10 protein-coding genes and 1 tRNA gene are annotated in these 12,224 nt (G+C 70.1%); 8 read left to right on the top strand and 3 right to left on the bottom strand.

Annotation, left to right across the window (positions count from 1 at the left end):
* Nucleotides 1-180: 180 nt before the first annotated feature.
* A complete protein-coding gene (locus K340_RS0100520; protein ID WP_407662193.1) occupies nt 181-1,473 on the top strand; it encodes a cytochrome P450 in 1,293 nt (430 codons plus the stop codon).
* Nucleotides 1,474-1,530: 57 nt separating this feature from the next.
* Here the strand turns inward: K340_RS0100520 and K340_RS0100515 are convergent.
* The 3 genes from K340_RS0100515 to K340_RS0100505 form a co-directional block, all read right to left on the bottom strand.
* Nucleotides 1,531-1,602: transfer RNA gene (locus K340_RS0100515), tRNA-Arg, on the bottom strand.
* Between the two features lie 64 nt (nt 1,603-1,666).
* On the bottom strand, nt 1,667-2,581 hold the full coding sequence (locus K340_RS26465; RefSeq protein ID WP_051264691.1) for a DUF305 domain-containing protein: 915 nt from the start codon (nt 2,579-2,581) through the stop codon (nt 1,667-1,669).
* On the bottom strand, nt 2,578-3,561 hold the full coding sequence (locus tag K340_RS0100505) for a DUF3105 domain-containing protein (protein ID WP_245599386.1): 984 nt from the start codon (nt 3,559-3,561) through the stop codon (nt 2,578-2,580). Before K340_RS0100505 ends, K340_RS26465 begins: the two co-directional genes overlap by 4 nt.
* A gap of 305 nt (nt 3,562-3,866) precedes the next feature.
* On the opposite strand from K340_RS0100505, the gene K340_RS33640 reads away from it, so the two are divergent.
* The 7 genes from K340_RS33640 (at nt 3,867) to rho (ending at nt 12,195) form a co-directional block, all read left to right on the top strand.
* Nucleotides 3,867-4,622, top strand: a complete 756-nt coding sequence (locus K340_RS33640; protein WP_029135266.1) for a DALR anticodon-binding domain-containing protein — start codon at nt 3,867-3,869, stop codon at nt 4,620-4,622.
* On the top strand, nt 4,619-6,037 hold the full coding sequence (lysA, locus tag K340_RS0100495) for a diaminopimelate decarboxylase (protein ID WP_029135265.1): 1,419 nt from the start codon (nt 4,619-4,621) through the stop codon (nt 6,035-6,037). Before K340_RS33640 ends, lysA begins: the two co-directional genes overlap by 4 nt.
* A 67-nt stretch (nt 6,038-6,104) precedes the next feature.
* A complete protein-coding gene (locus K340_RS0100490) occupies nt 6,105-6,335 on the top strand; it encodes a hypothetical protein (RefSeq protein ID WP_029135264.1) in 231 nt (76 codons plus the stop codon).
* Complete coding sequence (locus K340_RS0100485) at nt 6,332-7,672, top strand: homoserine dehydrogenase (protein ID WP_029135263.1); 1,341 nt, start codon at nt 6,332-6,334, stop codon at nt 7,670-7,672. The genes K340_RS0100490 and K340_RS0100485 overlap by 4 nt, the downstream gene beginning before the upstream one ends.
* Nucleotides 7,669-8,760, top strand: a complete 1,092-nt coding sequence (thrC, locus tag K340_RS0100480; RefSeq protein ID WP_029135262.1) for a threonine synthase — start codon at nt 7,669-7,671, stop codon at nt 8,758-8,760. Before K340_RS0100485 ends, thrC begins: the two co-directional genes overlap by 4 nt.
* Entirely contained in the window at nt 8,757-9,731 is a 975-nt protein-coding gene (gene thrB / locus K340_RS26455) for a homoserine kinase (RefSeq protein ID WP_084613900.1), read from the top strand. The genes thrC and thrB overlap by 4 nt, the downstream gene beginning before the upstream one ends.
* 346 nt (nt 9,732-10,077) lie before the next feature.
* Nucleotides 10,078-12,195, top strand: a complete 2,118-nt coding sequence (gene rho, locus K340_RS0100470; protein ID WP_029135261.1) for a transcription termination factor Rho — start codon at nt 10,078-10,080, stop codon at nt 12,193-12,195.
* Nucleotides 12,196-12,224 lie beyond the last annotated feature (29 nt).

Genomic DNA, 12,224 nt, shown 5'->3' with positions numbered 1-12,224 from the left:
ATGAGTAGGTTGGGAACCGGGCCAATGATGAACGGCCACAGCACGGACGAGCGCAGGACGAACATGAAGGGTGTGCCGGTGAGGTCTGCACGGTCGGGGAGTGCCGCAGCGATTCGCCGGAGGGGGGCAGCGGTCGGGCGCCGCACTGTCGAGCTGTCCGGCCGGGCGAAATCGCGACTGATCGGTTTCGTCGCCCGGCGGGCGGTCGCCTGGCAGACCGCGCGCGGCCGGTCACCGCTGGCGCTGTTGCCGGCCTCGGTGACGATGCCGTTGCGGCGCAACGGTTTGGACCCGCTGCCGGAGCTGGCCGCGATGCGCGAGAAGGCACCGGTGAACAAGCTGCCGCTGCCTTTCGGGGTCAACGTCTGGCTGGTCACCGGCTACGAGGAGGCCAAGCAGGTGCTGGCCGACACCGAGCGATTCAGCAACGACTTCGCCAATATCGCCGCAGACCCGTCGCTGGCCGCGGCGATCGGCGGCAACGCCGACGAGAAGGACCCGGGTGGGCTGGGGATGGCCGACCCGCCCGATCACACCCGGCTGCGCAAGATCCTGACGCCGGAATTCACCATGCGGCGGTTGTCCCGGCTGACGCCGATGTTGGAGGCGATCGTCGAGGGCCAGCTGGACGCGATAGCGGCCGACGCCGCGAGCAAGGGCGGCGGGGGACCGGTCGACCTGGTCGAGCTGTTCTCGTTGCCGATCCCGTCGCTGGCGATCTGCGAGCTGCTCGGCGTTCCGTATGCGGATCGTGATGCGTTCCAACGACTTTCGGTCGCCCGCTTCGACCTGTTCGCCGGCGCCGGAGCATCGTTGGGGGCGATCTCGGAGTCGCTTGACTACCTGATGGGGGTGGTAGCCCAGCAACGCAAGGACCCGGGTGACGGACTGCTCGGGATGATCATCCGCGAGCACGGCGACGCGATCGACGACCGGGAGCTGGCCGGGCTGGCTGACGGGATCCTGGTCGGCGGCTTCGAGACCACCGCCAGCATGATCGCCCTCGGCGCACTGGTGTTGCTGCAGGACCACACGACCCGGGACCTGATCCGCACCGATCCGGACGCCATCGGGCCGTTCGTCGAGGAACTGCTGCGCTATCTCACCGTGGTCCAGGTGGCCTTTCCCCGGTTCGCCCGCGAGGACTGTGAGGTGGCCGGCGTCAGGATCGGCGCCGGCGACGTGGTCCTGGTCTCCCTGTCCGGCGCCGATCGGGACCCTGCCCTCACCGACGGCGAGGGCAACCTGGACCTGGTCGATCCGCAGCGGGCTCCGACGAAGCACCTGGCCTTCGGCTACGGTGCCCACCGCTGCATCGGCGCCGAGTTGGCCAAGATGGAACTGCGGATTGCCTACCCCGCGCTGGTTCGCCGGTTCCCGACGGCCAGGCTTGCTGTCGACCCGTCAGACCTGAAGTACCGGCAGACCTCGATCGTCTACGGCGTCGAGAAGCTGCCGGTCATCCTGGGTTAACGCGAAAGGCGCCGATCCAGGAGATCGGCGCCTTGTCGGTACTGCTATGTCCGGACGTGCCCCCGGCAGGATTCGAACCTGCGCACCCGCCTCCGGAGGGCGGTGCTCTATCCCCTGAGCTACGGGGGCGCACTGGAGAAACTCTACCGCATCACCGACCATGCACTCGCCGTGGCGGGTCGAACGAACCCGGTCACTTGGGCGGGGTGTACGGCAGTGGTTCGGCGCCGCGTTCGGCCAGCATCTGCGTCATCACCGACACCTCGCCGGTCTGCGCCTCCCACATCTGTTGGGCGAAGTTGACCACGATCGGGTTGGTGGCATGCTGCGCGGCGTACACCATCATCGGACCACCGCCCTGGTGGTGGCGGATCATCAGTTGCAGGAAGTAGATGTCGGACTCCTTGCCGCGCAACGACTTCAGCTTCGCCATCTCGCCGGACGTGGCCATCCCGGGCATCAGCGCCTGGTGGCCGGAGTCGTCGGCGGTGCCGGTGGTGACGGCCGGCGACGCCGACGTGGTGCCACCGACCGTCGTCATTCCGGCCATCCCGGCCATGTCGTGACCGGAGGAGGAACTCATCCACGTCATCGGGGTGCTGCCGACCACCTGCTGGGGTAGCTGCCACAGCGCCAGCCAGCCCTGCATCTGGCCGACCTGGGCGAGTTGGGTGGCGTTGATGTCGTAGGCCAGCAGCCGGATCTCATCGTCGTCGGTGTCCGACTCGGCCTCGTGCGCCATGGTGATGCCCTGGTTGTGGTGCACGATCATGTCGCGGGCGAAGCCGACGTCGACGGAGTCGTTCGCCGGCACCGCGAGCACCAGAGAGTTCGGCGACCGGTCGCCCGATCCGCGTACCGCGAAGCCGAGGATCACCCCGACCAGCAGGAGTGCGACGGCGGCCAACGACAGCACCGCGGCGGTGCTGCCTCGGCCCCAGCGCTGGAAGACCGACTCACCCGGAGCGTGTGCCCGTTCGTAGACATCGACATCGACATCGGCATCAGTAGTGGGGTCGGCGTCGATATCGGCGTCGGAGTCCACGTCGAACTCGGCGTCGGGATGCGGCGCCGGGTCACCCGGCAGGTCGTCGCTGCGGTCGGTCATGACGTCGAGGCAGCCGCCGTGGTCTCGGCGGTGCTGGTCGCCGTGGCCGGATCGGTGGCCGGTGCATCGGTGCCGCTGACGTCGGTGCCGCTGACGTCGGTGCCGCTGACGTCGCTGCCGGAGTCCTCGGGCACCGAAGCGCCGGTCTCGGCGGCCACGCCGGTGGCGCCGTCTGCGCCCGAGCCGTCCATCTGCACGTCGGACGACGTCCGCGGGCTGGCATCGAAGGCCGGCGGGTTCGCGCTGTCCCAGCCGGGGGAGTCGCAACGGGCACCGGTCTCCGGGTACACGAAGATGTTCTGCCGCAGCGCGGTGATGAACTGGGCGATCCGCTCGTCGGACGCCGACTCCACCTGCAGCTGGTGGGCCCAGGCCTGCAGCGAGATATTGGACTTCAGACCCGGGTACGGGGTCAGCGTGATGTAGCTCTGACCCTCGACATAGCTCTTGAGCTTGTCCAGGTCGGCGCCCTTGACCTTGTCCGGGTTGTAGGCGATCCACACCGCGCCGTGCTCGAGGGTGTGCACCATGTTCTCGTCGCGGACCGGCTTTGTGTAGACGATGCCCTGGCAGTCGGCCCATTGCTCGTCGTGCGGGCCGCCGACCGGTGGGAACCGGTCGTAGGCCACCCGCTGGTCGGCCTTGACGTGGATCAGCGCCTTGTACGCCGGATAGTTGTAGCGGATCAACTGCGCCCCCGACGCATCGGTCGCGACCTCCTCGGCCGACGCACCGACGTAGATCCCTGGGATGTTCACCGAGGGGTCCTTGTTGTCCGCGCTCGGCGTCCAGGGCGCCAACTTGTCGGCCTGCGCGCTGGTCTCGTTGTTCTTCGCGATCACCACCCAGGCGATGGCGCCGGCCAGGACGACCACGATGGCGACCGCGATGATGGTCATCCACGGGGGACCCTGCCGGTGCCGGATGGTCGGCGTCTTGGTCGCGCCGGCGCGCTTGTTCTTGCTGTTGCTGGCCATCATCGGTGGGCAAACCTCGTTGACTGAGCGGTGCTGCGGACTGGGCGGGTACGGCGGGCGGGACCCGGATCGGAACGCTCCGTGCACCACCAGGTCACGCCGGACCCGGCCGTTCCCCGATCGAACGGAGGACGGCGGCCGGCCGGGGCAACCCGGGCGAGTCTACGGGCAGAAGATCAGGGCTCGGCGGCGCCGGCCGTTCGGGGTGTCCCCGGCCGGCGTTCACCTGGCCGTCGACGGCGTATCGCCCGGCGCGGATCACAGGCCGGGTGGCGAATCGAGCGTGCCGTCATTCCTAAGATGGACAGATGACCTCCACCCCCTCCGCCGCGATGGCGCGCGCCGCCGATCCGGCGCCCGGCGGGGGAGACACGGACGGCCTGGTCCGGCAGCGCGCCGTGCAGGTCGTGGAGCAGGCGGTGGGCCGGACCGGACGGATGCGGGCGCGGCACACCCGGGGTTGCCCGTCCATGGCGGATCCGTACCTGGCGACGATCACCGGCGCCGAGCTGGCAACACTGGTCGGGGCCGAGGCGGCCAGGTACGCGCTGATCCGGCAGGCCCGGAATCCGGCCGCGCCGATCGACATCGGCCGGTGGGTACGTCCGAACGACGACAATCCGATCTTCCAGGTGCAGTTCGCCCACGCCAGGCTGGCGGCGGTCGGCCGTTATGCCGCCGCGCTGCGCCCGTTCGCCGGCGAGCACGACGACTGCCTCGGCCCGGCGGAGACCTTGCCCGAGCAACGGGCAGCGGATCCGGCGGCACCGTCATCAGGTGAGGCGGCGGCGACGGCGGTGCTGCGCCGGGTGCTGGCGGAGTACCCGCAGGTGCTCGCCAACGTCGTGAACCGGGCGCAGCCGCACCGGCTGACCCGCTACCTGGAGCGACTGGCGACGGCCGTCCGTGATTACCTGTGTGTCGTCCGGGTGTTGCCGACCATGGCGGTCACCGCCGACGGCGGGACTGCCGCGGACGATCGGCTCCAGTTGGTGGCCGATGCCCGCCAGATCCTGGCCGACGGACTCGGCGTCCTCGGCGTGAGCGCACCGGAGCGAATGTGAGAGCCCATCCCGCCGGACCCCGACACGGCGAAGTCGTTGCTCCGCACCCGAATCCGGGTCCGTCGGAGCATCTCGGGGTGCTCGATCCCCGAGTCTGGCCGCGGGGCGCATGCCGGGGTATCGACGGGGCGCTGAGTCTGGCCGGCACCGATGCCCGCGACCTCGCCGCCGAGTACGGCACTCCGTTGATGGTGGTCGACGAGGCGGATTTCCGGTCCCGGTGCCACGACTACGCCGACGCGTTCGGCGACGCGGCTGCCGTGCACTACGCCGGGAAGGCGTTCCTCTGCGGCGAGGTGGTGCGCTGGCTGGCCGATGAGGGACTGTCGCTGGACGTCTGTTCCGGCGGTGAATTGGCCCTGGCACTGCGGGCCGGCTTCCCGGCCGGGCGGATCGCCCTGCACGGGTCGAACAAGTCCGACACCGAGCTCGCGGCCGCCGTCAGCGCGCGGATCGGCACGGTGGTGGTCGACTCGTTCGACGAGATCGCCCGGCTGGCCGGACTCACCGAGTCGTCGGCGGATGGCCGGACCGAGCCGGTCGATGTGATGATCAGGGTGACGGTGGGCGTCGAGGCGCACACCCACGAATTCATCGCCACCGCCCACGAGGACCAGAAGTTCGGCTTCTCCCTGGCCGGCGGCGACGCCGCCGAGGCCGCCCGCCGAGTGGTGGCGGCGCCGCACCTGCGGCTGATCGGGCTGCACTCGCACATCGGTTCACAGATCTTCGACCCGTCCGGGTTCGAGGTCGCGGCGCATCGGGTGGTCGGCCTGATGAAGGAACTGATCGGGCGGTATCCCGAACTCGTAGACACCATTCACACCCTCGATCTGGGCGGCGGGCTCGGCATCGCGTACGTGCCCTCCGACGATCCGCCGACCGCCGACGCGATGGCCAAGTCGCTCACTGACATCGTCTCCAGAGAGGTCCAGGCGGCCGGCGTCGCGGTACCGCGGATCGCCGTCGAACCGGGCCGGGCGATCGCCGGGCCGGGCACCGTCACGCTGTACGAGGTCGGCACCATCAAGGACGTCGCGCTCGACGGCGGGCTGGTCCGCCGTTACGTGAGCGTCGACGGCGGGATGAGCGACAACATCCGCACCGCTCTCTACGATGCCGAGTACAGCGTCACCCTGGCCTCCAGGGACAGCGACGCGCCCGGCAGGCTGTCCCGGGTGGTGGGAAAGCACTGCGAGAGCGGCGACATCGTGGTGCGCGACTGCTATCTTCCTGCCGATCTGGCGGTTGGTGACCTGCTCGCGGTCGCCGCCACCGGCGCGTACTGCTATGCCATGGCCAGCAACTACAACCGGCTGCCACGGCCGGCCGTGCTGGCGGTCCGGGACGGGGCCGCCAGGGTGATGCTGCGCCGCGAGACCGATGACGACCTGATGCGACTGGAGACCTGGTGAGCGAACTTGTGAGGGAACCATTGGCACCCAGCCAGGGCAACCCGCGAGGGACGAGCGGAGGGGCCTGGTGAGCAACGACGAACCCGATCGGCAACCGGACCGCAACGGCCAGCCGTCGTTGGTGCCCGGCACCGTGCTGCTCGGGATCGCCGGGATCCTGATCGTCATCGTGCTGGTGAAGCCCGACATGCCGGACTGGCTGCGGACGGCGATCGCGATCGCCGCGGTGTTGGTGGTGGTCGCGCTGCTGGTGATCGCCTTCCGGGTGTTCCGCGGCGCGACCAGGCGGGGTCGATGACGCACGCCGCTCAGCCCGGGGCCGAACCGTCCCCGGTACGGATCGGGCTGCTCGGTGCCGGTGTGGTCGGCTCCCAGGTGATCCGGTTGCTCGCCGAGCAGCGGGCCGAGCTGACCGCCAGGGTGGGCGCGCCGCTGGAACTGGTCGCGGTCGCCGTTCGCCGCCCGCACAAGCACCCCGAGGTGCCGGCAGATCTGCTGACCACCGACGGCGCTGCCCTGGTCGCTCGTGCTGACGTCGACGTGGTGGTCGAGCTGATGGGCGGCATCGAACCGACCAAGGATCTGCTGCTGACGGCGCTGCGCCGCGGCGCCGGTGTGGTGACGGCGAACAAGGCGCTGTTGGCGGAGGAGGGCCCGGCGCTGTACGAGGCAGCCGATGCGGCGCACGCCGACCTGTACTTCGAGGCGGCAGTGGCCGGCGCCATCCCGTTGATCCGGCCACTGCGGGAATCGCTGGCCGGCGATCGGATCTCCCGGATCCTTGGCATCGTCAACGGCACGACGAACTTCATTCTGTCGGCGATGAGCGACACCGGCGAGAGCTATGAGATCGCGCTGAAGGAGGCCACCCGGCTGGGCTACGCGGAGGCGGATCCGACCGCCGACGTCGACGGGTTCGATGCCGCTGCCAAGGCTGCGATCCTGGCGTCGGTGGGGTTTCACACCAGGGTCGGGGCGTCCGACGTCTACCGCGAGGGGATCGGCTCGGTGACCTCGGCGGACATCCGGGCGGCCGACGAGATCGGTTGTGTGGTCAAGCTTCTGGCGATCTGCGAGCGGGTCACCGGCGGTCCGGGCGACGGGCCGGCGGCCGGCGAGGCGGTGTCCGCCAGGGTGCACCCGGTGATGATTCCGCGGAATCACCCGCTGGCCCAGGTGGACGGTGCCTACAACGCGGTGTACGTGGAGGCGGAGGCGGCCGGCCGGTTGATGTTCTACGGTCCGGGCGCCGGCGGGGCACCGACCGCGTCGGCGGTACTCGGCGACCTGGTCGCGGTCGCCCGGAACCTGGTCGGCGGCGGCCGCGGGCCGCGGGAATCGGCCTACGCGGAGTTGCCGATCCGGCCGATCGGTGAGGTGCCGACCAGCTACCACATCAGCCTGGACGTGGACGACCGGCCGGGTGTGCTGGCCACGGTGGCTACCGCGTTCGCGGAGGCCGGCGTGTCGATCGCCACGGTCCGTCAGCAGGGCGGCGGTGACGACGCCACCCTGGTGCTGGTCACCCACACCGCGGCCGATGCTGCGTTGTCGGCGACCGTCGACCGGCTCACCGAGCTGGATTCTGTTCGTCAGGTCACCTCGGTGATGCGCGTGATGGGAGACATGTCGTGATCGTCCGTTCTTCGTCATCGGAAGCGGTTCATCGACGCTGGCCGGGGCTGATCGCCGCGTACGCCGACCGGATCCGCGTGCCGGCGGGCGCCGAGGTCGTCACGCTGTTCGAGGGCGGCACCCCGCTGCTGCCCGCGCCGGCGCTGTCGCAGCAGACCGGCTGCGACGTGTACCTCAAGGTCGAGGGGGCCAACCCGACCGGGTCGTTCAAGGACCGGGGGATGACGGTGGCGGTGACGGTCGCCAAGGCCGACGGCGCGCGGGTGGTGCTGTGCGCCTCCACCGGCAATACCTCGGCGTCGGCCGCGGCCTACGCCGCCCGCGCCGGCCTGACGGCAGCGGTGTTGATCCCGCAGGGCCGGATCGCCGCCGGCAAGCTGGCCCAGGCGGTCGCCTACGGCGCCCGGATCCTGCAGGTCCAGGGCAACTTCGACGACTGCCTGGAACTCGCCCGCAAGACCGCCGCATCGATCGACGGGATCGAGTTGGTCAACTCGGTGAATCCGGCCAGGATCGAGGGCCAGAAGACCGCGGCGTTCGAGATCTGCGACGTGCTCGGCAGGGCACCGGATGTGCACTGCCTGCCGGTCGGCAACGCCGGCAACATCACCGCGTACTGGAAGGGCTACCGCGAATACGCCGCTGACGGGACGATCTCCGCGCTGCCGCGGATGTTCGGCTTCCAGGCGGCCGGCGCGGCGCCGCTGGTGCACGGGGCCCCGGTGAAGGACCCGGAGACCATCGCGACGGCGATCCGGATCGGTTCGCCGGCCTCCTGGAACGGTGCGATCGGCGCCCGGGACGACTCCGGCGGGCTGATCGACGCGGTCACCGACGAGCAGATTCTGCGGGCCTATCACCTGGTCGCGGCCGGCACCGGGGTGTTCGTCGAGCCGGCGTCGGCCGCCTCGATCGCCGGGCTGCTGGCCACGGTCGCCGACGGACGACTGCCGGCCGGCTCGCTGGTGGTCTGCACGGTCACCGGCAACGGGCTCAAGGATCCCGATACCGCGATGTCCACCATGGGCGAGCCGGAAGTGGTCCCGGTTTCCGCGGAAGCGGTCGCGGATGCGCTGAAACTCGGATGACGGCGTCGACGGACTCACCCGACGCGCCGGAAAGTCCGGTAGTGCCGGCGCGCCCCTGGCCTGCGGTGCGGGTCCGGGTGCCGGCGACCTCGGCGAATCTCGGGCCCGGCTACGACTGCTTCGGCCTGGCGCTGGGCCGCTACGACCTGGTGACGGCCCGGCGGACCGACGGGCCGCTGCGAATCACCGTCACCGGGTGTGGGTCGGCCGATGTGCCGTTGACCGCCGATCACCTGGTGTACCGCAGCGCAGTGCTCGGCTTCGAAGCGCTCGGCGAGCCGGTGCCGAGGCTGGAACTGGTCTGCAGCAACGAGATCCCGCACGGTGGCGGGCAGGGATCGTCGGCGGCGGCGATCGTCGCCGGGATCGCCGTCGCCCGGATGCTGACCCCCGGGGGGCCGGAGCGGATGTCGCGGTCGGACCTGCTGAACCTCGCCGCTGGGGTCGAGGGTCACCCGGACAACGCCGCACCGGCGGTGCTGGGGGGATTCACCATCGCCTGGACGGAGCCGGACGGCCGCAGCCAGGTGGTGCAAAGGCCGGTGCACCCGCAGGTGCGGGTGCTGCTGTTCTCCGCGCGGCGGGGATCCTCCACCGAGCGCGCCAGGGCGTTGCTGCCGACCTCCGTGCCGCACGCGGATGCCGCCGCGAACTCGGCCGCGGCAGCGCTGTTCGTGCACGCCATCAGCGACGAGCCGGCGCTGCTGCTGACCGCGACCGCTGACTATCTGCATCAGCGGTACCGGGCGCCATCGATGCCGGAGACCGCCGCCCTGGTGGCCGACCTGCGGGCCGCCGGCATCGCCGCAGTGGTATCAGGCGCCGGGCCGTCGGTGCTGGCCTTCGTGACCGGCGAGATCGACGGGCGACGCTGGCAGCGTCCCGGGTTCGATCTGGTCGAGCTGCCGATCGACCGGCGGGGGCTGCAGATCGAGCAGATCGCCGCCGACGCCGCGGCATTCCGGCAGTGAGAACACGAATCGCCGACCACTTGTTACCGGTCGGTTGCCTCGAGTGCCATCGGGCAGGTATTCTCGGTATTGATCACTGATGCCGCGAGCAGTTGGCCGGTAGCAGATTCATCAGCGGGGGAAGACGCAATCATCCGGTTGCCATGCCGCACACCGGCCCCGCTCCCGTCACACGGCAGCACACAACTTCGGTGATACCAGCACCGACCGGGCTGCCTTCTCGGGCCCAGTGATCACTCCTGGGTAGTCCCCAGCCGCGTCCGATGGGACGCGGACGTCCCCGTCGGCCGAAGAGCCGGCGCACCCACACCGGTACGCGTCCTGCGGCCGGACAGGAAGGAACTTCGTGAGCGACACCACGGAGCTGTTGGACACCACCACCGATTCCGGCGTTTCCGCCACTGGGAGCCGCAGCCGCCGCTCCACAGGCACGGGACTGTCGGCGATGGTGTTGACCGACCTCAAGGCCATGGCCACCTCCATGGGCATCAAAGGCATTTCGGCGATGCGTAAGGGCGACCTCGTCGCCGCCATCGCCGCGCGGCAGGGCGGAGCGCCCGCCGCCACCGCGCCAGCAACGGCAGCGCCGGCGGCCGCCGGCAGGCGCAACAGCGCCCCCGCCCCGGCCGCGGACGACACCGCTGAGCAGCGTCCACCGCGCCGCCGCGCGGCCGCCCGGTCGGCTGGTGCTCCCGAGACCACCGAGCCGGCGACCAGCAACGGTGCGGCGACCCTGTTCGACGACACCCCCCCGGCGACTGCCCGGCGAGCGGCGGAGCCGGCGGAGTCGGCTGTCGAGAACGGGCACTCCGACCCTCGCACCAACGGCCGCCGGTCCGAGACCCGCGAGCCCGAGGTGCGTCGCGAGGCTTCGGCCCCGACCGATGGCGGCGATGCCGACGACCGGCAGGATCGCGGCAACCGGCGCAATCGCCGCAACCGGCGGGACGGGGCGGCCGAGACCGACAGCCAGGGCCAGGGCCAGCAGACCCAACAGGCCGAGCGGGGCAATGATCGTCAGCAGGCCGAGCGGGGCAATGATCGTCAGCAGGCCGAGCGGGGCAACGACCGTCAGCAGGGCGGCGACCGCAATAACGATCGTCAGCAGGGCGAGCGGGGCAACGATCGTCAGCAGGGCGGCGACCGCAACAACGATCGTCAGCAGAACGACCGCAACAACGATCGTCAGCAGAACGACCGGGACGACGATGGCGATGGCCGTGGCGGCCGCCGGCGCAATCGCTACCGCGACCGCAACCGGCGCGGTCGCGACCGCACGGACCGGGGCGAGCGGTTCAACGACACGCCCGACACCGAGGTGCGCGACGACGATGTGCTGACGCCGGTCGCCGGGATCCTGGACGTGCTGGATTCGTACGCCTTCATCCGGACGTCCGGATACCTGTCCGGCCCGAACGACATCTACGTGTCGCTCTCGCAGGTCCGCAAGAACGGTCTGCGCCGCGGCGATCACGTGACCGGTCAGGTCAGGGCTCCGCGGGACGGCGAGCAACAGCGGCAGAAGTTCAATGCCCTGGTGCGGCTGGACACCGTCAACGGGCAGGATCCGGAGCTGGCCAAGAGTCGTCCGGAGTTCACCAAGCTGACGCCGCTGTACCCGAACGAGCGGCTGCGGCTGGAGACCGAGTCCCACCTGCTCACCACCCGCGTGATCGATCTGGTGATGCCGGTCGGCAAGGGGCAGCGGGCGCTGATCGTCTCGCCGCCCAAGGCCGGCAAGACGATGGTGATGCAGGCGATCGCCAACGCCATCACCACCAACAACCCCGAGTGCCACCTGATGGTCGTGCTGGTCGACGAACGACCCGAAGAGGTCACCGACATGCAGCGGTCGGTGAAGGGCGAAGTGATCGCCTCCACCTTCGACCGTCCGCCGGCAGACCACACCATGGTCGCCGAGCTGTCGATCGAACGGGCCAAGCGCCTGGTCGAGATGGGCCGCGATGTCGTGGTGCTGCTCGACTCGATCACCCGGCTCGGCCGCGCCTACAACCTGGCGGCCCCGGCCTCCGGCCGGATCCTTTCCGGTGGCGTCGATTCGACCGCGTTGTTCCCGCCGAAGCGATTCCTCGGCGCGGCCCGCAACATCGAGAACGGTGGCTCGCTGACCATCTTCGCCTCGGCACTGGTGGAGACCGGCAGTGCCGGTGACACGGTGATCTTCGAGGAGTTCAAGGGCACCGGCAACGCCGAGCTCAAGCTGGACCGGCGGCTGGCCGACAAGCGGATGTTCCCGGCCATTGACGTGGATCAGAGCTCGACCCGTAAGGAAGACCTGCTGATGAGCCCAGAGGAGCTGGCGATCACCGTCAAGCTGCGCCGGGTGCTGTCCGCGCTGGAGCCGCAGCAGGCCCTGGAACTGGTGCTCAACCAGTTGCGCAAGACCCAGACCAACATCGAATTCCTGATGCAGGTCGCCAAGAACACCCCCGGGTCCGACTGAGATCGGATCGCAGCGACCGGCGGAATACC

This window comes from Nakamurella lactea DSM 19367 (assembly GCF_000426645.1).
Classification (GTDB): domain Bacteria; phylum Actinomycetota; class Actinomycetes; order Mycobacteriales; family Nakamurellaceae; genus Nakamurella; species Nakamurella lactea.
Note: the sequence above shows the minus strand (reverse complement) of the source record. Positions and strands in the feature narration are given on the sequence as shown.